This window comes from Brevibacillus sp. TJ4 (assembly GCF_044627595.2).
GTDB lineage: Bacteria > Bacillota > Bacilli > Brevibacillales > Brevibacillaceae > Brevibacillus.
Window position 1 is genome coordinate 989,486 of the sequence record NZ_CP185865.1, and the last position, 23,662, is coordinate 1,013,147.

The following is a 23,662-nucleotide window of genomic DNA, read 5'->3' on the forward strand; positions in this document are numbered from 1 at the left end:
TTCACGGGTATTGAAACGGGAACGAAATGACGTCACAGTTTGTACGGGGTGAATATGTACACGACAAGACTGGCTGTCTTGAATCAGGACGATGATTTTCAGTTCGAATTGTACGCCTCCACCAGGCAGGAGGAAATGGCCCTGTGGGGGTGGAGCGAATGGGACAAGCGGGAATTTTTGCACATGCAGTTTCGCATGCAACAACATTCCTATGCCAGCCAGTATCCGGAGTTGGAGACCCGAATCATCCTGGCTGAAGAAGAGCGAATCGGCAGAATCCTGACAGCGTGCACGTCCGAGGCGATCCATTTGGTTGATCTGTCGCTGCTGCCGCCCTATCGCAACAAAGGGATTGGCAGTGAACTGATTCGAGTTCTGATGGACAAGTCATGCGAGTTGCAACTGCCTTTGTTGTTGCAGGTTCTTCAGGTCAATACGGCAAAGCGACTGTACGAACGCCTTGGCTTTCAGGTCGTCGATGCATCTGGTTTGTATGTAAAGATGGCGTACATGGTGTAGCAGGAAGAAGGAACGGGAGGGAGTCTATCCACCCGAGAAGCGGAGGAGGTACCTTATGGATCAATATGTCGGAGAAATCAGAATGTTCGGCGGGAATTATGCGCCTCAAGGCTGGGCTTTTTGTAACGGTCAGCTTTTGTCGCCCGATCAATATCCAGCGCTGTTTGCCCTCATCGGAACTACCTATGGAGGAGACGGAGTGGGGACATTTGCCTTGCCAGATTTGCGGGGACGTCTGCCTGTTCATATGGGCACCAATCCCGGCACGAATACCGCGTATAGCTTGGGGCAAAAGGGCGGTGTGGAGACGGTCGCGCTGACACAAAACCAGCTCCCCCACCATACTCACGTTGTACAAGCATCATCCCAGGCGGGAACTTCGAACAATCCTGAAAACAATGTGTGGGCGAGCGGGCAACAGTTGTTTTACAACGGGGTCCAGTCCTCTGGCATTACGATGGGCAGCAGCATTAGCGCTACCGGAGGAGCCCAACCCCATAACAATATCATGCCGTTTCTCGCCACTAACTTCATCATCGCATTGGATGGGAATTGGCCGCCACAAGATTGAATCATGCGTGAATAAAGGAGGAGATTTCGATGGCAGAACCATTTATCGGTGAAATTCGTCTGTTTGCTTGGAACAATGTTCCGACAGGCTGGGCTTTGTGCGATGGACGTCTATTGACTATTCACCAGAATCAGGCGTTATATTCCATTTTGGGAACGATGTATGGCGGGAATGGACAGACTACATTTGCTCTTCCCGACCTGCGTGGCCGCGTGCCGATCCATCCGGATGGATCTCAGGTAAGGATCGGGCAAAGCGGCGGTGAGGAGACGCATACCCTGACAGTAGGGGAAATGCCAGCGCATAATCACTATGTCCTCACCACAAGCAGCTTGGCAGACCAGCGAAATCCAGAGGGTCTTTTTTGGGCAAAGACCAGTGACGCGGTTCATATTTACAATAATACGCCAGATGCTGACATGAGCTCCGAAGCCTTGAGTGCATCTGGTGGAAACCAGGCGCACACGAATATGCAGCCGTATGCTGTACTGAATTTTTGCATTGCGCTTCAGGGATATTTTCCGCCAAGAAACTAATCGAGAGCGAGGGATGAAAAATGGATCCATTTATAGGTGAAATCCGATTGTTTGCGGGTAGCTTTGCGCCAAGAGGGTGGGCTTTGTGCGATGGTTCACGCTTGTCTATTAGCCAATATAGAGAGTTGTACAGCATTTTGGGCACTGTGTATGGCGGGGATGGGAAGACCACTTTCGCCTTGCCTGATTTTCGCGGAAGAGCACCTGTTCATGCCGGAGCAGGCCCTGGATTAACGACGTATGTTCCTGGACAGACGGGAGGTACGAGCAATGTAGCATTGATGGTAAATGAAATGCCGTCCCATACCCATCAACCGATAGCCGCTTCCACAGTAAATGCGACGAGTCCTGAAGGGGGGGTTTGGGGCAGCACACAAAGCGTAAGAGGCTCCATCGCAGCGTATGCAGCAGGAGGTGGCAGTTCCACGCCGATGAGCCCGTCAGCGATCAAGCCTGCAGGAAGCAGTGCCCCTCATAACAATATGCAGCCGTACCTGGGCCTGAATTTTATTATCGCGCTTGATGGAATTTTTCCTCCCCGCTCGTAAACGAGCGCTTGTTCAAAACACCGGATGTGAAAGCTCCGGTGTTTTTCTACATGCTGTCACTGTCAGCCTCGGCATGAATCGGAGTTTTTGTAAACTTGTCCGCAATCTGTTTACAAAACGGTATAGACACGGTATATTTACCTAGATTGAGATGTGTATTCCTACTTTTGGTGAGATGACATGATGAAAACGATCATCCGTTTGGATACGATTGAAAAACAGTTTGCCGGCTCAGTCGTCATTCCCCCTTTTTCTCTTTCCATAGAAGAAGGGGAGTTTTTGACATTGCTAGGTCCCAGTGGCTGCGGAAAAACGACATTGTTACGTATGATCGCAGGATTTGAGGAGCCTACCTCCGGGGAGATTTATCTCGACGGCAAGCCGCTCAGCAAAGTGCCTGCCTATCAACGGGACATGAACATGGTGTTTCAGCAGTACGCGCTGTTTCCGCACATGACAGTCGAACAGAACATCCTGTTTGGCCTGAAGATGAAGAAAGTGGATGCTGCGGAGCAAAAGCGGAGGCTGGAAGAAGTGCTGCACTACGTCCAGTTGGGCGAATTGCGCAAACGGACGCCCAAACAGTTGTCTGGCGGTCAGCAGCAACGCGTGGCGATTGCCAGGGCGATCATCAACAATCCCAAGGTGCTGCTTCTGGACGAACCGCTCGGGGCGCTGGACTATCAGCTTCGAAAGAGCCTGCAGCTTGAATTGAAAAATTTGCAAAAAAATTTAGGGATTACCTTTATTTACGTGACGCACGATCAGGAGGAAGCGATGGCGATGTCCGACCGGATCGCTGTCATGAACCAGGGCAGGATCGAGCAGATTGCGTCTCCCGCAGAAATTTACAACCATCCGCAAACGATGTTTGTAGCGACCTTTATCGGGGAAAACAACATCTTTCAGCAGGGGGATACGCGAATTGCGGTTCGTCCTGAAAAAATCAGGCTGTATCCGCTCGATCAGGAAACCAACAACGTGAGGCATACCGGCCGTATCGCGGATGTCGTGTTCCTGGGGAATGTATGCAAGCTGTACATCCACCTGGACGGACAGGATACACGCGTGATGGCCCATCAAAATACAGGTGACGGCTTTGACTGGAAGGTAGATCAACAAGTGGCAATTGGCTGGTCACAGACTGACGAGGTGATGCTTTCTTGCTGAAAAAGTGGGGAATAAAGCCTCTCGCGCTTCCGACACTGGTGTGGATGGGGGCGCTCTTCGTCTTGCCCATGCTCCTGATGCTGGTTCTTTCTTTTTTGAAAAGAGGCACATACGGGCAAGTTGTCTACGAGTTCACTCTGGAAAACTACGCACGGCTTGCCGATCCGCTGTACGCCCTGATTTTTTGGGATACGCTGATTGTCGCTGTGCTTACTACCATTTTTTGCATCCTGTGCGGCTATCCACTCGCTTATTACATATCGCGGCTGGAAAAATCGTCACAAAAAATCTGGCTGTTGCTCGTGATGATTCCTTTCTGGATCAACTTTCTCGTTCGTTCCTACGCCTGGGTCATCATCTTGCGCTCGCAAGGAGTCGTCAACACAGTTTTGCAATCGCTCGGTTTGATTGACGAGCCGTTGCCGCTGTTGTACAATTCCGGTTCCGTGTTGCTCGGCATGGTCTACACCTTGCTGCCGTTTATGGTACTGCCGATTTACGTATCGCTGGAGCAGATGGATCACCGCAAGCTGGAAGCTGCCTACGACCTGGGAGCGACGCCATGGAAGGCATTTTGGCATGTGACGCTGCCGATGACCCGAACAGGTGTAGTGACAGGCTCGATTCTCGTGTTTGTTTCTTCGATCGGCATGTTCGTCGTTCCGGATGTGATGGGAGGAGCCAAGTCAGCGCTGATTGGAAACGTCATCCAAAACCAGTTCCTCTCCGCGCGTGACTGGCCATTCGGCTCTGCGCTGTCGATTTTGCTCATGCTCCTGTCCATGCTGATGATTTATCTGTACTTCCGCGCGACTAAAGCGGGAGAGGCGAAGGAGGGAGGGGCGTGAAAAACTGGAGGCAAAATGCCTTGTCCGGCTATTCCTGGCTCATGCTCGTCTTCCTGTACCTGCCGATCGCCATCCTGATTCTGTATTCCTTTAACGAAGCGCGAATCAATGCGGTCTGGAGCGGCTTTACGTGGAAGTGGTACGTTTCCTTGTTTGAGAATCGCCACGTACTGGAAGCATTGCGCAACAGCCTGACGATCGGACTGATCAGCAGTGTGCTGGCTACGCTTTTGGGGACGGCGGCCTCGCTTGCGATCAAGCACTATTCCATCCGCTGGCAAACGGTCATCAACGGCCTCATCTACCTGCCGATTGTGATTCCCGAGATCATGCTGGGGTTGGCGCTGCTGATTTTGTTCAGCCAGGCCAACGTCGAGCTGGGCAAAGCGACTTTGATCATGGCGCACACTACGTTCAGCATTCCGTTTGTCATGGTCATCATCTCCGCCAGACTGGCCGATATGGGCAAAGAGCTGGAGGAGGCGGCACAAGATTTGGGCGCGACAGCGTGGGAGACGATTCGCTATGTGACGCTTCCGCTGATTATGCCGGGCGTTGTCGCTGCTTTTTTAATGGCCTTCACGCTGTCATTGGACGATTTCATCATTTCGTTTTTCGTGGCAGGCCCCAACTCGACGACACTGCCGCTGTATATTTACGGGCTGGTCAAGCGCGGCGTCTCGCCTGAGGTCAACGCGCTGTCTACACTGTTGATTGTAAGTACGGTTTTATTGGTGATCGTGGCGGAGCTCCTGCGTCGCAAGGATTCCAAGACGACCACGTATTGATTCATAGAGGGGGAGATAGAGAATGAAACGATTCAAATCACTGGTAATCGGCGCACTGGCCGCCACTCTGGCTTTGACTGCAGCAGGCTGTTCTTCTTCCAGCGAGGGAGGGGAAAAGGTTCTCAACATCTACAGTTGGGCTGACAACTTCAACCCGGATGTGATTGCGAAGTTTGAAGAACAGTACAACGTCAAGGTAAATTACGACGTATACGGCAGCAACGAAGAGATGCTGGCCAAAATCCAGGCTGGCGCTTCCGGATACGATCTGATCCAGCCTTCCGATTACATGGTCGCTACCATGATCGAACTGGGCTTGCTGGAAGAGTTGAACAAGGAAAACATTCCGAACCTGAAAAACATCGTCTCTTCCTTCCAGACGCCTCCGTACGATCCGGACAACAAGCACTCGATCGTCTACACCTGGGGGATTACCGGGATCGCGTACAACAAGAACTACGTGAAAGAGACGCCGACAAGCTGGAGTGATTTGTGGAAGGATGAGTACAAGGATCGCGTCATCCTGCTCAACGACCCGCGTGAAGTAATCGGGATGTCGCTGATCAAGAACGGTTTCTCCAACAGCACGACCGACAAGGCAGAGCTGGAGACCGCCTTTGCCGATTTGAAAACATTGGTGCCGAATGTGATCGCCTTTGACACAGACAATATCAAGCAAAAAATGATCGCCGAGGAAGCGTGGATCGGGACTGTCTGGTCTGGGGATGCCGCGTATATCCAGGCGGAAAATGAAAATGTGGACTACGTCGTTCCAAAAGAAGGGGCGACGATTTGGGCGGACACGTTTGCTATCCCGAAAGGTGCCAAGAACAAGGAAATTGCCGAGCAATTCATCAACTTCCTGATGGACCCCGAAGTGAGCGTGGAAAACTACGAGTGGATCGGCTACAGCAACCCGAACGAAGCAGCATATGAGCTGCACAGCGAAGAATATCGCGCCAACAAGATGATCTTCCTCGATCCGGCGGATATCGCGCGTGCCGAATGGCTGGTCGATGTAGGCGAAACGCTGCAAGAGTACGATCGCTACTGGACAGAACTGAAGAGCGGCAGATAAATAACTGCGAAAACGAAGCCAGGACTTGTGTTGTCACAACAGTCCTGGTTTTTTCGTGCTCGTGACGATTAAATATTGTAAGATGGTAAAGAATAGCAACGAGTAAAAGGCGAGGAGGGTGTACTCATGTCATCTGCCATTTTGCACAGCGCGCAAGCAGTCCGTTCGATTTTGCTGAAAAGAATCAAAGATGTACCGGAAGAGCTTTTTGACGTGCAGCCAGAAGGATTCAACAACACGATCCGCTGGAATCTGGGGCACATTGTGGTGTCTCTCGATTTCTTCTTTTCGATTGGCGCTTCATTCAGTACGAACCTTCCCGAATCGTACCCAGGGCTTTTCAAAACGGGAACGAAACCGGACCAATGGGAAGCTGCTCCACCGTCGAAAGAAGAACTGGTCCACTACCTTTCTCTGCAATTGGACAAAATCAAGGAAATGGACCCGGCAGCCCTGGACGTAAAACTCCAAAATCCGGTGGAAATGGCTTCGATCCGCATGGAGACAACTGCGGAACTGGTCAATTTCGGAGTCATTCACGAAACGATGCACGTCACCACCATATCCAACTACGTGAAATTGTTGAAAAACAAGCGTCAGCAATAGTCAGAACAAAATGGAACGTACCTGTTTCGCTGCAAGCAGGTACGTTTTTGCGTTTCTTTTTTTTTGTAAAAATTCGTGCCTGATTTTCGGCGACGCCAAAGTCTCGACCTCGCTATAATCAAGGTACATGGATCGAAGGCAGGGAGGAAACGTATGGAACCGATAGACACAATCAAACAGCAGCGCTACTACCAGGCGCTGCTCGACAAAAACACGGAGTATGAAGGTGTATTTTATGTAGGCGTGAAAACGACAGGAGTGTTCTGCAGACCTTCCTGTCCAGCGCGCAAACCAAAGCTGTCCAATTGCGAGTTTTTTGAGACGGCACAACAGGCATTGTTGGCGTCGTATCGGCCGTGCAAGCGTTGTCGACCGCTCTCCCATCCCAATCAGGTATCGGAACTGGTGCAAAAGCTGGTCGAGGAGGTGGAAGCCAATCCGGAGAAGAGGTGGAGGGATCAAGATTTCCGGGAGCTGAGCGTGGATGCCTCTACCGCGCGCCGGCAGTTCAAGAAGAGGTTCGGGATGACGTTCGTCGAGTACGCGCGGGCGCGAAGAATCGGGCTTGCGATGAAGCAGATTCGGGAAGGGGCTGCTGTCATCGATGCGCAATTGACGACCGGCTATGAATCGAGCAGCGGGTTTCGCGATGCGTTTTCCCGATTGCTCGGGGCAGCACCGACCCAGATGGAACAGCACAGCCAGGTACTCCGCGCGACGTGGCTGGATACGCGCCTTGGCCCGATGGTCGCCATCGCTGACGACGAGCGTCTGTATTTGCTGGAATTTGTGGATCGCCGCGGGCTGGAGCGGGAGATGGAGCGATTGCGAGAGAAGACTGGAGCGGCGATCATCCCGGGCAGGACCCGACCGATCGAGCAGATCGAACAGGAGCTCGGCCTGTATTTTGAAGGAAAGCTGCATACGTTCACCACACCGCTGCATTTGCTCGGCACACCGTTTCAACGCCGGGTATGGCAGGAGTTGTTGGCGATTCCGTACGGAGAAACACGTAGCTATCGGGAAATCGCCGACCGGGTCGGGCGTCCGGCAGCGTATCGAGCCGTTGCCCAGGCCAACGGAGCAAACCAGTTGGCGATCGTCATTCCCTGCCATCGCGTGATCAACACCAATGGCGATTTGGGTGGATACGCTGGCGGCTTGACGCGAAAAGAATGGTTGCTGTCACATGAAAAAAGGAGCGTGAATCGATGAGATCGCAAAGGAAACGGGATAATCTGTCCAACATCTGGGACGCCGGAGGTGCGATGGAGGTGGAATCGCTGCCGGGAGTCGGTCTGTGGCATCGGCGCATGGGGATCACGCCGGAAAAGAACTCCCCTTTGATTTGGTCATGGCCAATGTGGAACGAATCGTTGCCAGAGTTGCTGTTCCGCCGTCGCTAGATGTGGCGATAGGCTACGGGAAGCATGCCAGCAAGCTATGTCGCGATAAGTGAGAAAATCCGCAAAAACCCCCCTCTGGGACACACAAATGTGTTCTGGTGGGGGATTTTTGTGTTTTCAGTAGTGAAGCACGAATGATCTGAACATTTGTTCAAGTTTTGAACAAATGGAAACTTACGGTGGAATATTCGGAATGGTGTGCTTATAATGAAATTACGTACAGCATAGTGAACAAAATTTCAAAGGAATGTTGCCGGTGTATACCTTAAACGAGATGATTCGCGTGGCCAAATTGTATTACGAAAAAGGGCTGACGCAAAAAGAAATCGCCAAGCTGGAAAATATTTCGCGGCCTACAGTCAGCCGTATCCTCGATGCAGCCCTAAGAGAGGGGATTGTCACCTTTTCGATCCAGTACCCGGTGGAATCGGTCAATCATCTGGAGGATGAGTTGAAAAGCCGATTCTCGTTAAAAAAGGTATTTATCGTTCCTGCCATCATCCCGGAGCCGGCCTTTGTACTGGCGGACGTAGGCAAAGCGGTGGGCGAATATTTATCGGGTCTTGTACGCGATGGCGACACGATCGGTATTTCCTGGGGCACGAGCCTCAGCTATGTGGCCAGCCATCTGCGCTCGGCAGCGCGCAACAATGTAAGGGTCGTCCAATTGAATGGCGGTGTGAGCACGACCTCGTTTTCCACCGGGGCGATGAACATTCTGGAGCAATTTTCCAAGGCATTCGACGCCCAGCCCTACATGCTTTCCGTGCCGACGATTGTCGACTCGAAAGAAATCGCCTCCGCCATTTTGCGCGACTCCGGCATCAGCGAGATCGTTTCCATGGGCCGAGAAGCGAACATCGCGGTATTCGGGATCGGGAAAACCTCGTATCAGTCGGTCCTGAATCTGGCCGGATACTTCAAGGAAGGGGAATACGACAAGCTGCTCGCAGCAGGTGCGGTCGGCGATATTTGCTCCCGATTCTTTACCGTGGATGGGCACATTTGCGACGAGACCTTGAATGAGCGAACAATTGGCATTCACCTGGCAGATCTGCAACAGAAAGAACATTCCATCGCCATAGCCTGTGGCGAAGAAAAAGCGCTCGCGGTCCTCGGAGCGTTGCAGGGTAATTACGTGAACACCTTGTTTACAGACGAACTGACGGCAAAAGAATTGATCAAGCAGCATGACATTTCAAGAGAGCAGGGGGCTTTAGCATGAAAGCGGTGAAACTGTACGAGCCTGGCAATCTCCAGGTGGAAGAAGTGGCAGTACCGGAAATTGGTCCAGACGAAGTGCTGGTAGAGGTAAAAGCGGTAGGGGTATGCGGATCGGACATCCCGCGTGCATTGTACAAAGGGGCGTACTATCAGGGACTGACGCTGGGGCATGAATTTGCCGGCAAAATCGTCCAAGTCGGATCAGCGGTAGAGGGCTGGCAGGAAAACGACCGGGTGTCGGTGGCCCCTTTGCTGCCTTGTTACGAATGCACGTATTGCAAGTCTGGGGATTACTCGCTGTGCGATACGTACAGCTATTACGGATCGCGGACGGACGGAGCGATGGCCCGCTTTATCAAGGTGGCGGCGACCAACCTGCTGCGCTTGCCGGACAATGTCTCGTACGAGGCAGGCGCGATGATCGACCCTGCCGCCAACGCGATACACGGACTGTGGCGAGGCCAGTTCCGGGAGGGCGACAAAGTGGCTGTATTCGGGCTGGGGGCGATCGGCTTGTTCGTCATTCAGTTTGCCAAGGTGCTCGGCGCCAAGCAAATTGTCGCGGTCGACATCCATCAGGAAAAACTGGATCTCGCCGTGCAACTGGGCGCAGATGTGACGGTCAACTCAGCGCAGGGCAATGCAGTACAGGAAGTGCTGGCGCAAACAGGCGGCGTCGACTACGTGATCGATACATCGGGTTCGCCGATCGCGCAGAACCAAGCTGTATGCGTGGCGGCGAAAAAGGGCAGAGTCGTTTTTCTGGGAATCTCCAACAACGAGCTTGCGCTGAGCAAGGAAGCGGTCAATAACCTGCTTCGCTACGAATTGTCCGTAAACGGCTCGTGGAATTCGTTTTCCCATCCGTTTCCCGGCCGCGAGTGGACATTGACCGCCGAACTGATGGGACAAGGAAAACTCGTCGCCGAACCACTCATTTCCCATCGCTTCTCACTCAGTGAAGCGCCGCAAGTATTCGAAAAAATCAAAAAACGAGAACTGGTCTTCAACAAGATCATGTTTTTTCCTGAATGAAAAGGGAGTGGGAAGAAATGTTTGCAGACAAACCGTGCGTGATGGGTATCGATTTCGGCACACAGGGTCTGAAAGCAGGAATCTTCACCACAGATGGCAAGCTGGTATGGAAAAGCGAGCGTTCCTATCCTACCGTGTACCCGCAAGTGGGCAGGGCGGAACAGGAGCCGTTGGATTGGTGGCAGGCTTTGCGCGAAGTGCTAAAGTCCGCTTCCGACAACATCGACCTGCGGCAGATTGACGGCATCGCGGTATGCGCCACCTCGTCCACTGTGCTGCACACAGATGCCCAGGGTGTCCCCCGGCGGCCGGCGATATTGTGGATGGACCAGCGGGCGGTCGCCGAGATGGAAGAGATCAACGCCAACCGGCAGCAGGACGTGCAGGAAGTGCTGCAGTACGCGGGAGGCAAGGTGTCGGAAGAATGGATGACGGCCAAGACGCTGTGGCTGAAACGGCATGCTGAGTTGAAGCCCGGAGACAAAATCGTGGAACAGCTCGACTGGCTCCATTATCAATTGACCGGTGTGTGGGCAGCGTCAATGTGCAACGCCGTCTGCAAGTGGAACTATGTAAAAAGCGGCGGCGGATTTTCGCCGGATTATTTTGCCGCCATCGGCTTGTCCGATTATGCCGCATACTGGCCGGACCGCGTTGTCCCGGTCGGCGGGCAGGTCGGCACGCTTACCGACAAAGCTGCGCAAGAGCTCGGGCTGCCCGCTGGAACGCCGGTCTTCCAAGGCGGCATTGACGCCCATATCGGCATGCTCGGCGTCGGCGCGGTAGACACCGGCGTGATGAGTCTCGTCATGGGATCGAGCTTTGTCCATCTGGTGCACGCCGACCGTCCTGTCTTTCATCCCGGACTGTGGGGACCGTACCAGGATGCAATCCTGCCGCAAAGCTGGCTGATCGAAGGCGGGCAGCTTACATGCGGCTCGCTGACTACCTGGTTCTTGCAGCAGTTTTACCCGCATGTGCCGGAAGGACAGCGGGACGAGGTGTACGCCGAGCTGCTGCGGGAAGCCGGAAAATTGCCCCCAGGCAGCGAGGGCATCGTCATCATGGACAGCTGGCAGGGAAACCGCACGCCGTACCGCGACCCGCTGGCGACCGGGGCTGTCGTCGGATTGACGCTGGCACACAACCGCTACCATCTGTTCCGGGGCATGCTGGAATCAACCGCTTACGGCACGCGAAATATCATCGAGACATTCCAGGAGAGCGGACTTGCCATCCACCGCATCATCGCCTGCGGCGGGGGAACCAAAAATCCGCTCTGGATGCAGATTTTAAGCGACGTGACAGGACTGGTGATCGAGACGCTGGAAGAGACGGAAGCAGGGATCAAGGGGTGCGCGATGATCGCCTCCTACGGGTTGGGCCACTACGGCGAGCTGTCCGCAGCAGCCAAGGCAATGGTGGAGCCAGGGAGCATCTACACTCCGCAACAGTCCAACAAACAGCTTTACGACAAATACTTTGACATGTACCTCGAATTGCATAAAGCGCTCTTGCCCGTCATGCACAACCTGACAGCCAAGTGAGAAGGGAAGGAGGAGTGAAGAGATGGACGCGATATTGGAGATGAAACAGATCAGCAAGTCGTTTCCCGGTGTGAAAGCGCTGCAACAAGTGGATTTTTCCGTCAGACAAGGTGAGGTTCATTGCCTGATCGGAGCGAATGGAGCCGGCAAGTCGACTTTGATGAAGATTCTCGCCGGAGTCTACGCCAAGGACGAAGGGACGATTTTGCTGGATGGGCAGAAGATAGAGGCCGGCAGCCCTGCGGACAGCAGACGGCTGGGAGTGATGACCATTTATCAGGAACTGTCGCTGGTGGAGCATTTGACGGTCGCAGAAAATATCTTTCTCGGCAGCTACGCCAATCCTCGCTATGGCGTCGTTTCATGGAAGCGTTTACGTGAGGAAGCGCAAAAGGTAATCACCCGACTGGGCATTTCAATCGACGTGGAGCAGCCGGTATCCGCACTGAGCATGGGCCACAAGCAAATTGTCGAGCTGGCCAAAGCCCTGGAAGGAAACGCGAAGATCATCGTCATGGATGAGCCTTCGACGACGCTGTCGGAAAAAGAGATTCACACGTTGTTTGCCACCATCGATGAGTTGAAACGGCAAGGTATCACAATCATCTACATTTCACACAAGCTCGAAGAACTGTTTACTGTCGGTGACAGGGTAACCGTCCTGCGCGACGGGAAATGGATCGCCACCCGCGACATCGGCGAACTGGACCAGGAAACGCTGACCGAGCTGATTACCGGGCACAAGGTGGCGAAAAAGGAGCGGACGCTGGAGCAGCGACAATTCACGGAAGTGTTGCGGGTCGACTCGATTCACACAGACAAAATCGGACAAGTCTCTTTCAGCTTGGGAAAAGGAGAGATTCTCGGGTTGTACGGGCTGGTAGGCTCGGGACGGACGGAATTGCTGAAAGCGCTGTACGGCGTAGACCCGATAAAAAACGGGACCGTCTATCTCGATGGGCAGGCGAGAAAAATCAGCAAGCCGAGCCAGGCGATCGCGCTGGGGATGGGGTTGGTGCCGGAAAACCGCAAAACGGAGGGAGCGGTGCTAGGACTATCCGTTGAAGAAAATGCGGTAATGCCCTCGTACGACCGGTTTGCCCGCTGGGGAGTGATCCAAAAGCGGAAAGTACAGGAGGCGGTATCCAGGCATGTGTTGGCGATGCGCGTAAAAACGCCGTCGCTTGCTACCAGCGTCGGCAATTTGAGCGGCGGCAACCAGCAGAAGGTGATCATTTCCAAATGGCTGGTTCACGAATCAAGGATCATCCTGTTTGACGAACCGACACAGGGGATCGACATCGGGGCAAAGCAGGAAATCTACAGGATTATGCGCGAGTTGGCGGAGCAGGGCACGAGCATGATTGTCGCATCGTCGGAAATCAACGAACTCCTGGAAATATGTCACCGCATCCTGGTCATGTATCGCGGCGAGGTGGCTGGCGAATTCCGCGACCCGCAGCAACAGAAAGAAGAGATACTTCATTATGCAGTGACGGGGGGAACAGCCGTATGGAATACGTGAAGACCGAGAAAGCACAAGCAAAGCCTTCCTTTCAACTCGGAAAGTTTTTGCGCAAATACAACTTGCTGCTGCTGTTGCTCGTCTTTATCGTCATTGGTTCATTGTTATCACCCAAGTTTTTAACTGTTCAAAACTTTCTCAACCTGCTTCAACAATCTGCCGTAACAGGAATCGTCGCTATCGGGATCACCTTCGTCATTATCGTGGCGGGAATCGACCTGTCCGTCGGCTCCGTGCTCGCTTTTGCCGGCATGGTGATGGCGCTGCTGCTTCCGCATACCGGTCTGTTCGTCGCTTTTTTGGCCGGGATAGCGAGCGGTGCTGTCCTCGGCTGGATCAACGGGGTTGTCAGCACGAAACTGAAAATTCCGGCGTTTATAGCGACCCTGGCGATGATGGTCGCGGCTCGCGGCTTGGCGCTGTTGCTGACAGACGGTAAACCGGTATTCAACCTGCCTGAATCTGTTCGCTTTTTCGGCAAAAACCTGTTTGGGATTCCGGTATCCGGGTTGATCTGGATTGCCTTGACGCTGATCGCCATTTTTGTACTGCGCTACACCACGTTTGGCAGAAAGCTGTACGCCATTGGCGGTAATCCTCAATCTGCTCACCTGACGGGGATTGAGGTTAACCGATATATAACGTTTGCGTATGTGATCTGTGGAGCATTGTCCGCGTTGGCGGGTATCGTGCTTGCCTCCTGGCTCACCGTAGGGCAGCCTACTGCGGGAAGCGGCATCGAACTCGACGCGATCGCGGCGGTTGTTCTCGGCGGGACCAGTTTGATGGGGGGAGTAGGAGGTGTTGGCGGAACTTTCATCGGTGTGCTTTTGATGAGCATGATTACCAACATTTTTAACCTGTTGGGATTATCCTCATATTTCCAATCGATTTTTATGGGGATGATCATCGTACTGGCTTTGGTCTTGAACAAATTTGTCATTCAAAAGAAAGAGCAGGGGGGATTTTGATGTTGAACAAATGGAAAAAAGGGAACATGCTGATGCTCACTACGCTGGCAGCGACACTTGTATTTGCCGGATGCTCCACTGGACAGTCGACCGGAGGACAGTCTTCGGCAGAAGGCGGAAACGAGAAGCTGGTCATCGGCTTCTCCAACGTGACCTCCGAATCGCCATTTTACACGGCATTGGCTGATGCGGCAAAAGCGGAAGCAGAGCGGCAAGGCGCCGACATCATCGTGATGGATGCACAAAACAACATCGAAAAGCAAAACGCCGACGTACAGGATATGATCACCAAAGGGATTGATGTGCTGATTCTCAACCCGACCAATCCGAGCGCGGTAACTCCCGCCCTGGAAGCGGCCAAGCAAGCCAACATCCAGGTGATCACCGTAGACCGTCCGACGGAAGCGCAAGTCACATCGTTTGTCGGCCGCGACAACAAGGCGATGGGCGAAATCGCCGGCAAACAGGCAGTTGCCCTGCTGGGCGGGGAAGGCAAGGCGCAAGGAAAAATTATTGAAATCCAGGGTGACGCCGGCGGAAAAGTAATGATGGACCGCCATGACGGTTTCCACGCTGCAGTCGATAAAGAGTCGGGCATCACCGTGGTAGAAGGCCCGTACAGCGACTATGTCCGAGCCAAAGCGGTCAAGGCGTTCCAGGATTTGTTGCAGGCCCATCCCGACGTAAATCTGGTCTATGCCCACAACGATGACATGGCGCTCGGCGCGCTGCAGGTACTCGAACAAAACAACATGCTGGAGCAGGTAAAAATCGTCGGCATCGACGGCTTGTCCGAAGCGGTCAAAGCGATCATGGACGGAAAATACAGTGCCACGGTGTTCAACGATCCGGGCAAAATGGGGGCCATGGCTGTCGACACGGCATTGAAAGCGGCAAAAGGCGAGCAAGTTCCGGATTATGTCGACGCCGGCACGGGCTTGATCGACGCCTCGAACGCCGCGGATGTGTACAACGAAGCAGACGTATTTGCTCAGATGAACTAGGAGGCTTGTCATATGAATGGAACTGCAATCGCATCGTTGATTGACCACACACTGTTGAAACCGGAGGCAACCCGGGAACAGATCAAAACATTGTGCGAGGAAGCGAAAGAGCACCAGTTTTTCTCCGTGTGCGTCAATCCGTACCATGTCGCCTACGCAAAATCGCTGCTGGAGGGCAGTGGTGTCAAGGTATGCTCCGTCGTTGGCTTCCCCCTCGGGGCCAATACCAAAGAGAGCAAGGCTGCCGAGACCGCCCAGGCGATCAAAGACGGCGCTGACGAAATCGATACGGTGATCAACATCGGCGCGCTCAAGGCAAATGCCAGAGACGAGGTAGTAGACCATATTCGCGCCGTGGTGGAAGCGGCAGACGGCAGGCTGGTCAAAGTGATTCTGGAATGCTGCTTGCTGGAAAAGGATGAAATCGTTATTGCCTGCCAGCTTTCAAAGGAAGCGGGAGCACATTACGTCAAGACATCTACCGGCTTTTCCAGCGGCGGTGCGACCGTAGAGGACGTGGGGCTGATGCGGAAAACAGTCGGAGAGAAACTCGGCGTGAAAGCATCCGGGGGAATTCGCGATCTGGAGACGCTGCAAAAAATGGTGGAGGCAGGCGCTACCCGAATCGGCACCAGCAATGGCGTGGCAATGGTAAAAGGGTAAGGCAATCGCCGAGAGCAGGATGCGGATGGGGAAAAGCATTTCCTCATCCGTTGTTTTTTCGTCGTATAGTCAGGCAGCAATGGATGACTGTCACCCGGGCGCTCGTTTTCTGACAGCAGGCCATAGCCGATGCGACGGGTGAAAAGAGAGGGGAACTACGGGCAATGAAAGGGTCAATGTCACGAAGGCGGAACAGGCTTGTACCTGGATGGTTTGACAGGCTGACGATTTTTCCCAAGATGATGGTCGTCGTCTGCATGATGATCGTCTCGATGCTCGGGATCTGGGGAGCCGGTTTTTATTATCTGTCCACCTCCACTGCGAGCATGGGGGTGATGTACAATCGCGATTTGATGCCGATTTTGGAGATCGGCAAGGTGCGGACCAACCTGCGTACGATCGAAAGCCTGTTTTACCAGTTGACGCTGGAGGAGGACAGCTCCAGATACAATGGCATGATCGAGCAAATCCTGCTGCTGGTGGACGAAAACAACAAGTTGCTCGCAAGCTATGAACAGACACTTGTCGATCCGGATGAACAAAACAGCTTGGAAGCAATGAAGCAAAAAATGAAGGAGTACCAGAAAAAGCGCTCGGAGACGATCGATCTGGTACTGCATCAGCAATCGCAGGAAGCGCTTGAGCAATACAAGCTGCTGGCGCCGCTGCTGACACAGATCAACGACGGCTTCCAGGAACTGATGGACTACAGGGAAAACCACGCACTGACCAGCTATCAGAACAACATGCAAAACGCCGGGACGGCGAACGGCATCATGGTCGGCATTTTGCTGCTTGCTTCCCTGCTGTCCTTACTTTCAAGCATCGCCATCGCACGTTCGATTGCCAACTCGGTCAAGGGCGTGACTGACTGGGTGACTTTCTTCGCGGAAAAAACGGCAAGCGGCGTCTCTGATCTGAGCCAGCGCATCCAGGTCAAGGCGAACGGAGAAATCGCCGTGCTGATCGGTTCCTTCAACCTGTTTATCGAAAAAGTGCAGGAGATTGTCCATGCCACCAAAGCGAGCGTTGCCGAGCTTTCCGCTTCTGCGCAAGGCATGCTGGAGAGCGCCGGGCAGTCATCGGATTCCGCACGTCAGGTGCAGGACGCGATCGGGCAAGTGACAGAGCTGTCGCAGACGCAGCTTGGCAATATGGAAGAACTGGCTGCCGTCATGGAAGAAGTGGCGAGCGGCATGCAGAACATTGCCGACAGGACTGCGGGAATCGCCGAAGCCTCCACGACCATGGCCGAGCAGACGCAGCAAGGAAACGGAATGCTGCAGGAGTTGATGGTGCAGATCAATGTGATGAACGAGATGGCGGGACACGCCACGGACGAGATAGCCAGCCTGGGCAGACGCTCGGAGGAAATCGTCGAAGTCCTGACGATGATCTCAGCCATTTCCAGACAAACCAATCTGCTCGCCTTGAATGCTGCGATCGAGGCATCGCGCGCCGGGGAACACGGAAAAGGGTTTGCCGTCGTAGCCGACGAAGTGCGAAAACTGGCCCAAGAGTCACAGGACGCGACCAACCGCATCGAAGCGTTGATCAGGGAGATTCAGGAGGACAGCGGTCGCGCTGCTTTTGCCATGGACAGCGTCAGCAAGGAAGTGCAGACTGGGCTGGCAACGGCGGTGCAAACTGGCCAAGCCTTCGAAAAGATCGGCGTGATCATCGGCGACGTAACGGAGAGCTTGCAGGACATTTCCGCGAACTCGACACAGGTATCCGCCGGTGCGCAGCAGACTAGCGCTTCCGTCCAGGAGCTGACGTCGATGGCGCAAACCGTCTCTTCGCACAGTAATCGGGTAGCAGGGCATACCGAGAATCAGCTCGCCTCCGCTGTGGCGATCAGGGAGATGGCAGGCCAGCTTGCCCGCACTGCCGAATCGTTGCGTAGCATGGTCACGGGTTATACGACTTGAAAAGAAGCGGCACGAACATCTGGCAACTTTCGCCCTTTCGCTGAAAGTTGCTTTTTTCCATTATTTTTATTTGCAGCAAAATAAAGTACACTGAACATATAGCAACAATACGATTACTTGCCTTCGGAGGTGCATGATGATGCAAACAGTGCAGCAAATCTGGAATACGCATGTCATACGAGAGAAAAAACAGATGGCAGAATGGCACTTGCAGACGTAACATCCAAAGCGTAACTTGTCACCTGCCCGAAAGGCGGATACCATCCTATGTTGATCGACGCACCGCGCGTGTACATGATCATTCGTTTTCTGACATCGCTTGCCAACAGCACGATGTTTACCACCTACGCGATCTTCTACATTGCGGAGCTGGGATTTCATCCGTTGCAGCTTCTGCTCATCGGCATGGTACTGGAAGGCACGGTTTTGATCTTTGAAGGAATTACCGGGGTCGTAGCCGATACGTACAGCAGGCGGGTCTCCGTACTATGCGGGATGATTGTCCTGGGCATCGGATTTGTCCTGCAAGGAGCGACTCCTGGTCCGGAAGCAGTGCTGCCGCTTGTGACGGCATTTGCCTGGATTTTGGCAGGGCAGGTAGTGTGCGGCATTGGCTACACGCTGATCAGCGGAGCGGATCAGGCGTGGATTGTCGATGAGGTAGGGGCGGACAATCTCGGCAACCTGTTTATGCGGGCGCAGCAGGTGTCGCTGTTTGCGACTTTGCTGGGGATTGGACTCAGCGTACTTCTGTCCACGCTGGCGACTCATCTGCCCTATGTAGTGGGAGGTCTTTTGTATATCGGACTGGGGCTGTTTTTGCTCCTGTTTATGAAAGAAACACGGTTCGTCCGACCCAAGCCGAACCGTCGCGGATACTGGAGCGAGATGGGCAAAACATGGCTGGAGGGAATTCGGGCGATCCGTACCAAACCGGCTCTGCTCCTGATTTTGCTCGTTACGGTTTGCATCGGGGCGGCTTCCGAGGGGTACGACCGGCTGTGGGAAGCGCACATGATTATGGAGATCGGATTCCCCCAGGCTGGCGGGCTATCCATGCAGATGTGGTTTGGGCTGATCGCGGCACTCTCTGCGCTGTTAGGCATCGTTGCTGTGAAATGGGCAGACAACCGCCTGGACCTGCGAAAGGAGCGCGTCGTAGTCCGCTCGATGTTTGTCTTGACAGCGCTGCATATCAGCGCAGTCGTCTCCTTCGCCCTGTCGCCTTCGTTTGCCTGGGCGCTTGTCTTCGTTCTCGTCATTGATGTGATTCGCTCGCTTGTCCAGCCTGTGTACGACACGTGGCTCAACCGCAATTTGGACAGCAACGTACGGGCGACGGTCATCTCCATGATGAGCCAGACAGACGCACTGGGGCAGACAGCCGGCGGCCCGTTCGTCGGTTGGGTGGGCAATCGCGTGTCCATTCGCGCCTCCTTGCTCGTTGCGGCAGCGTTGTTGTCACCCATCCTGTTTGTCTGCACGCGGTTTCGGAAAACAGCCAGCGAGCACAGCGCAGACAACAGGTAAACGCAAGAAAATGTTGAAGGGAGCTGGCGCACATGGAAGGTTTGACGGTCATCATTGTATTTGGGGCGATCTTTCTTTTTATCGTTCTCCTCAACCTCGGTTCCGGCAAAGGCAGAAGGAGGAGGAAGGGCTCGTCCGGCTATGCAGACGGCGGCAGCTCCGGCTTCTACAGCAGTGGTGGGAGCGACTGCAGTGGCGGTGACGGCGGTGGAGGAGGAGGGGGAGACTGACCCCCTGTAATCGTTCGTCTTGTCGTGATACAATATATGGGAAATACACCTCCAGACGATTCACCCGATGGGCAACGGTTATGGAAGGAAAAAGGAGCGATGTTATATGAACATGAACAAAACGAGAATTGTGAAAGCCGGGTCACAGGAATCCTCCTTTGCTACGAACAGGCTGTAACATACCGTTTGCCAAATGAGGATTCACACTGTGACTGGTTGCATGTAGCGAGTTGCTGACAAAACCAATCGCAGGAGGAATCCGCAGGTGAATTCACATCTACAAAATGAACCGAAAACATTGGAAGAATTGGGCTGGAATCCGCATTTTGCGCAGCATTTCGCCCCTTATGCCGAGCAAGGCTACAGCGTGGGACGAATCACGCTGGAACATAAACGTCTCTATCGCATCATCAGCGAATACGGCGAGCTGTTGGGAGAAGTAAGCGGCAAGCTGCGCTATGAAGCGACAGGCAGAGACGACTTTCCGGCCGTCGGGGATTGGGTCGTGATCGCCCCCCGCGAGCTGGAGAAAAAAGCGACGGTTCACGCCGTGCTTCCGCGGATCAGCAAGTTTTCCCGCAAAGCGGCGGGGGACACGGTGGAGGAGCAGATCGTCGCGGCCAACGTGGACACGGTGTTTCTCGTCAATGCCTTAAACAACGATTTCAATCTCCGGCGGATGGAACGCTACCTGGTGCTCGCCTGGGAAAGCGGCGCCACTCCCGTTATCGTGCTGAGCAAAGCCGATTTGTGCGAGGACCGGCCTGCCCGCATCGCGGAAGTGGAAGCGGTGGCGATAGGCGTACCGATCCACGTGGTGAGTGCAGAACACGACGAGGGCATGGAGCAGCTTGCGCCGTATTTGGGCCAGGGGCAGACCATCGCTTTGATCGGCTCTTCCGGAGTGGGCAAATCCACCCTGATCAACAAGCTGAGCGGCGTGGACGTCCAACGCATCAGCGAGGTTCGCGAAGGCGATGACCGCGGACGCCATACGACGACGCATCGGGAGCTGTTTCTGTTGCCCGGGGGCGCCTTGCTGATCGACACGCCCGGCATGCGTGAATTGCAGCTTTGGGATGCACAAGCCGGGTTTCACGGCGCATTCGAGGACATCGAGGAACTGGCAGCGGCTTGTCGCTTTCACGACTGCCGGCACGACCGCGAGCCGGGCTGCGCAATCCAGGCGGCGCTTGCAGATGGCACCCTGGACAAATCCCGCTATACCAGCTACCAAAAGCTGCAGCGGGAGCTGGCACACCAGGCGCGCAAGGAAGACGCCCGCCTGCAGATAGCGGAGCGCAACAAGTGGAAGCAGATCAATATGAGTCAACGGCAAAACAAGAAGCGAAACAAGCGCTAAACAAGCGGGACTGTCACAGGTTGGATTGACATGTGGCAGTCCTTTCTTGTATGGAGGGGGATTGGACGATATAAAGTTTTTTCTCTCAAAAAATAACGCTTGATAGAGAATGATCGAGTATGGTAGATTGGTCAATATCGAAAAAGCATAACGGAGTGCTCGTATAATTTTGGGGATATGGCCCAGCAGTTTCTACCAGATGACCGTAAATCGTCTGACTACGAGTGAAAGAGCGCCTAGGGTTCCGTTTTTCACGGGAAAAAGCTGGTCCGAGCGGCGCTGGCACATGGTTTGTGCTACACCCGAGGGAGAAAAGCCCAGAGGGACAGGTTTCACTTGGCGTTGTATGATGTCGCCAGGATGTGACCTGTCTCTTCTGGGCTTTATTTTTTACTGCAGGACTCCTGCATGAGACGAAAAGTAGCCCAACGTACAGGGAGGAGCAAGAAGACGATGAAAGAATTGCAGGAACGCATTTTGCGTGATGGAAAAGTGCTGTCCGAGTCTGTCCTGAAAGTCGATTCGTTTTTGAACCACCAGGTGGACCCGCAGTTGACCATGAAGATCGGAGAGGCGTTCGCCGAAATATTCCGGAGCGAGCGCATCACCAAAGTGATGACCATCGAAGCCAGCGGTATTCACTTTGCCATGGCGACTGCGTATGCGCTTGGCGTGCCCTTTATTTACGCCAAAAAGAAAAAAGCGATCACGCAGGCCGACGAAGTATACTCGGCGCCTGTTCATTCATTCACGCGCAAGGAGACGTATCAGATCAGCGTAGCCCGGCACTATGTGGGCAAGGACGACCGAATCCTGATCGTCGATGATTTTCTTGCGACAGGTGCGGCTCTGATCGGTCTGGCGAAAATCGTCAAGGAATCGGGAGCGCATCTCGTCGGAGTCGGCGCCGTGATCGAAAAAAGTTTTCAAGAGGGACGCGGGCTTTTGGAGCAGGAAGGAATTCGCGTAGAATCGCTGGCGCGCATCCAATCGATGTCAGCGGAAGGCATTCACTTTTTGCAGCCAGCCACCCCTTCCATCAAATAAAAATAAAAACGCATAGAGGAGAGAATCGGTTGTCATGCTATCCAAACAAAAGATCGTCACGTTGGGTTTGCAGCACGTACTTGCCATGTACGCGGGTGCAGTTGTCGTTCCGCTGATTATTGGCGCAGCGCTAAACCTGACACCGGCGCAGATCGCCTACCTGATCGCCGCTGACTTGTTTACGTGCGGGATCGCCACGCTGTTGCAGGTAATCGGGACCCGCTACACGGGTATTCGCCTTCCAGTCGTACTCGGCTGTACGTTTACCGCGGTAGGTCCGATTATCGCCATCGGTTCCGCCAGCAACCTGGCGACGGTGTACGGAGCGATTATCGTCTCCGGTCTCTTTGTCGTCTTTGCCGCACCACTCTTCGGCAAGCTGCTCAAGTTTTTCCCTACGGTCGTCCAGGGTTCCGTCGTGACCATCATCGGTTTGTCGCTGATTCCCGTCGCGATGAACAACGTAGCGGGCGGGGAAGGAAGCCCGGATTTCGGCGAGCCGCGCAATTTGCTGCTCGCATTGGGTACACTCGTCCTGATCCTGCTGATCAATCGCTTTGCAAAGGGCTTTATGCGCGCCATTTCCGTTCTGCTCGGCCTGATCGCCGGTACCGTAGTAGCGTCGATGATGGGCATGGTAAACTTCAGTTCGGTAAAAGACGCTTCTTGGTTTAGTGTAGTTGAACCTTTTTACTTTGGTGTTCCTCAGTTCAGTGTTGTTGCCATTATTACCATGATTCTCGTTAATATCATCAGCATGGCGGAGTCTACAGGCGTATACTTCGCGCTTGGCAAAGCGACCAACACGGAGGTCGGCAAGGAAGACGTCGTAAAAGGATTGCGCGGGGAAGGCGTGGCGATTGTGTTGGGTGGTATTTTCAACGCGTTTCCGTACACCGCTTTTTCGCAAAACGTCGGATTGGTGCAGATGTCGGGAATCAAAAGCCGCAATGTGATTATCGGCGCCGGCGTGATTTTGCTCATCCTCGGTCTGTTGCCCAAGCTGGCTGCTTTGACGACCGTCATTCCCAATCCTGTTCTCGGCGGCGCCATGGTCGCGATGTTCGGCATGGTAGTCGCATCCGGCATCAACATTCTCTCGCAGGTCGACTTGCGGCAAAACGAAAATCTCCTCATCGCCGCTTGCAGTATCGGCATCGGACTCGGCTCGGCTGCTGTTCCCAGCATGTTCGACCAACTGCCGACGATGGCGAAAATGCTGCTGCAAAACGGCATCGTTACCGGCTCGCTGACTGCGGTAGCGCTGAACCTGCTGCTCGTCCACTGGAACAAAAACGCGCGGCAGACGCCAGCCGCAGAGGTCAGCCCGTCCGTGACAAAAGGATAAGGACAACCAAGCAAAAAGCTCCGCCATGGATTGGCGGGGTTTTTTTGTGGGCTTTGTATGTTGCGCATTGGTGCGAACCTCTATATCTCGATGTCTCGCAGTTTGATCGTTTGGTTTTGCTTGAGCAGTTGGCGTACAAAATCGATCCCGTCCATCGACAGGGCAGGAGCGGTA

Annotated in this window: 24 protein-coding genes and 1 riboswitch; all 24 genes read left to right on the plus strand. The window is 53.9% G+C overall.

What is annotated here, in order from left to right:
- Positions 1–54 precede the first annotated feature (54 nt).
- The 24 genes from ACAF76_RS04560 to ACAF76_RS04675 all read left to right on the plus strand — a co-directional run bounded on the left by ACAF76_RS04560 (position 55) and on the right by ACAF76_RS04675 (position 23,488).
- Entirely contained in the window at positions 55–519 is a 465-nt protein-coding gene (locus ACAF76_RS04560; RefSeq protein WP_400162720.1) for a GNAT family N-acetyltransferase, read from the plus strand.
- Between the two features lie 55 nt (positions 520–574).
- Positions 575–1,090, plus strand: coding sequence for a phage tail protein (locus ACAF76_RS04565; RefSeq protein ID WP_400162721.1), 516 nt, complete (start codon positions 575–577; stop codon positions 1,088–1,090).
- 29 nt (positions 1,091–1,119) lie between these two features.
- Positions 1,120–1,626, plus strand: a complete 507-nt coding sequence (locus ACAF76_RS04570; protein ID WP_400162722.1) for a phage tail protein — start codon at positions 1,120–1,122, stop codon at positions 1,624–1,626.
- 20 nt (positions 1,627–1,646) lie between these two features.
- The gene (locus tag ACAF76_RS04575; protein WP_400162723.1) at positions 1,647–2,174 is read left to right on the plus strand and encodes a phage tail protein; all 528 of its coding nucleotides are present in this window, start codon (positions 1,647–1,649) and stop codon (positions 2,172–2,174) included.
- 183 nt (positions 2,175–2,357) lie between these two features.
- A complete protein-coding gene (locus ACAF76_RS04580; RefSeq protein WP_400162724.1) occupies positions 2,358–3,344 on the plus strand; it encodes an ABC transporter ATP-binding protein in 987 nt (328 codons plus the stop codon).
- Positions 3,341–4,192, plus strand: a complete 852-nt coding sequence (locus ACAF76_RS04585) for an ABC transporter permease (protein WP_400162865.1) — start codon at positions 3,341–3,343, stop codon at positions 4,190–4,192. Before ACAF76_RS04580 ends, ACAF76_RS04585 begins: the two co-directional genes overlap by 4 nt.
- A gap of 41 nt (positions 4,193–4,233) precedes the next feature.
- The gene (locus ACAF76_RS04590) at positions 4,234–4,980 is read left to right on the plus strand and encodes an ABC transporter permease (protein WP_400162866.1); all 747 of its coding nucleotides are present in this window, start codon (positions 4,234–4,236) and stop codon (positions 4,978–4,980) included.
- A gap of 22 nt (positions 4,981–5,002) precedes the next feature.
- A complete protein-coding gene (locus ACAF76_RS04595) occupies positions 5,003–6,058 on the plus strand; it encodes a spermidine/putrescine ABC transporter substrate-binding protein (protein ID WP_400162725.1) in 1,056 nt (351 codons plus the stop codon).
- 126 nt (positions 6,059–6,184) lie between these two features.
- On the plus strand, positions 6,185–6,664 hold the full coding sequence (locus tag ACAF76_RS04600) for a DinB family protein (RefSeq protein ID WP_400162726.1): 480 nt from the start codon (positions 6,185–6,187) through the stop codon (positions 6,662–6,664).
- A gap of 153 nt (positions 6,665–6,817) precedes the next feature.
- Positions 6,818–7,879 (plus strand): bifunctional transcriptional activator/DNA repair enzyme AdaA, encoded by a 1,062-nt coding sequence (locus ACAF76_RS04605; RefSeq protein ID WP_400162727.1) that lies wholly within the window; start codon positions 6,818–6,820, stop codon positions 7,877–7,879.
- Between the two features lie 85 nt (positions 7,880–7,964).
- Positions 7,965–8,123, plus strand: coding sequence for a hypothetical protein (locus ACAF76_RS04610; protein WP_400162728.1), 159 nt, complete (start codon positions 7,965–7,967; stop codon positions 8,121–8,123).
- A gap of 203 nt (positions 8,124–8,326) precedes the next feature.
- Positions 8,327–9,295, plus strand: coding sequence for a sugar-binding transcriptional regulator (locus ACAF76_RS04615; RefSeq protein ID WP_400162729.1), 969 nt, complete (start codon positions 8,327–8,329; stop codon positions 9,293–9,295).
- The gene (locus tag ACAF76_RS04620; RefSeq protein ID WP_400162730.1) at positions 9,292–10,329 is read left to right on the plus strand and encodes a galactitol-1-phosphate 5-dehydrogenase; all 1,038 of its coding nucleotides are present in this window, start codon (positions 9,292–9,294) and stop codon (positions 10,327–10,329) included. The genes ACAF76_RS04615 and ACAF76_RS04620 overlap by 4 nt, the downstream gene beginning before the upstream one ends.
- 17 nt (positions 10,330–10,346) lie before the next feature.
- Positions 10,347–11,876: a ribulokinase gene (locus tag ACAF76_RS04625; protein WP_400162731.1), complete on the plus strand. Its 1,530-nt coding sequence runs from the start codon at positions 10,347–10,349 to the stop codon at positions 11,874–11,876.
- Between the two features lie 22 nt (positions 11,877–11,898).
- Positions 11,899–13,401 carry a sugar ABC transporter ATP-binding protein gene (locus ACAF76_RS04630; RefSeq protein WP_400162732.1) on the plus strand — a complete coding sequence of 501 codons (1,503 nt, stop codon included), beginning with the start codon at positions 11,899–11,901 and terminating at the stop codon, positions 13,399–13,401.
- Positions 13,389–14,372 (plus strand): ABC transporter permease, encoded by a 984-nt coding sequence (locus ACAF76_RS04635; protein WP_400162733.1) that lies wholly within the window; start codon positions 13,389–13,391, stop codon positions 14,370–14,372. Before ACAF76_RS04630 ends, ACAF76_RS04635 begins: the two co-directional genes overlap by 13 nt.
- Positions 14,372–15,376: a substrate-binding domain-containing protein gene (locus ACAF76_RS04640; protein ID WP_400162734.1), complete on the plus strand. Its 1,005-nt coding sequence runs from the start codon at positions 14,372–14,374 to the stop codon at positions 15,374–15,376. The genes ACAF76_RS04635 and ACAF76_RS04640 overlap by 1 nt, the downstream gene beginning before the upstream one ends.
- A 12-nt stretch (positions 15,377–15,388) precedes the next feature.
- Positions 15,389–16,039 (plus strand): deoxyribose-phosphate aldolase, encoded by a 651-nt coding sequence (gene deoC / locus ACAF76_RS04645; protein WP_400162735.1) that lies wholly within the window; start codon positions 15,389–15,391, stop codon positions 16,037–16,039.
- Between the two features lie 164 nt (positions 16,040–16,203).
- On the plus strand, positions 16,204–17,970 hold the full coding sequence (locus ACAF76_RS04650) for a methyl-accepting chemotaxis protein (RefSeq protein WP_400162736.1): 1,767 nt from the start codon (positions 16,204–16,206) through the stop codon (positions 17,968–17,970).
- A gap of 267 nt (positions 17,971–18,237) precedes the next feature.
- Positions 18,238–19,500 carry an MFS transporter gene (locus ACAF76_RS04655; RefSeq protein WP_400162737.1) on the plus strand — a complete coding sequence of 421 codons (1,263 nt, stop codon included), beginning with the start codon at positions 18,238–18,240 and terminating at the stop codon, positions 19,498–19,500.
- Positions 19,501–19,532: 32 nt separating this feature from the next.
- Positions 19,533–19,730 carry a hypothetical protein gene (locus ACAF76_RS04660; RefSeq protein ID WP_400162738.1) on the plus strand — a complete coding sequence of 66 codons (198 nt, stop codon included), beginning with the start codon at positions 19,533–19,535 and terminating at the stop codon, positions 19,728–19,730.
- Between the two features lie 265 nt (positions 19,731–19,995).
- A complete protein-coding gene (gene rsgA, locus ACAF76_RS04665) occupies positions 19,996–21,093 on the plus strand; it encodes a ribosome small subunit-dependent GTPase A (protein ID WP_400162739.1) in 1,098 nt (365 codons plus the stop codon).
- Positions 21,094–21,232: 139 nt separating this feature from the next.
- A riboswitch (purine riboswitch) is annotated at positions 21,233–21,334 on the plus strand.
- A gap of 212 nt (positions 21,335–21,546) precedes the next feature.
- A complete protein-coding gene (locus ACAF76_RS04670) occupies positions 21,547–22,140 on the plus strand; it encodes a xanthine phosphoribosyltransferase (RefSeq protein ID WP_400162740.1) in 594 nt (197 codons plus the stop codon).
- A gap of 34 nt (positions 22,141–22,174) precedes the next feature.
- Entirely contained in the window at positions 22,175–23,488 is a 1,314-nt protein-coding gene (locus ACAF76_RS04675) for a nucleobase:cation symporter-2 family protein (RefSeq protein ID WP_400162741.1), read from the plus strand.
- The last annotated feature ends 174 nt before the right edge of the window (positions 23,489–23,662 follow it).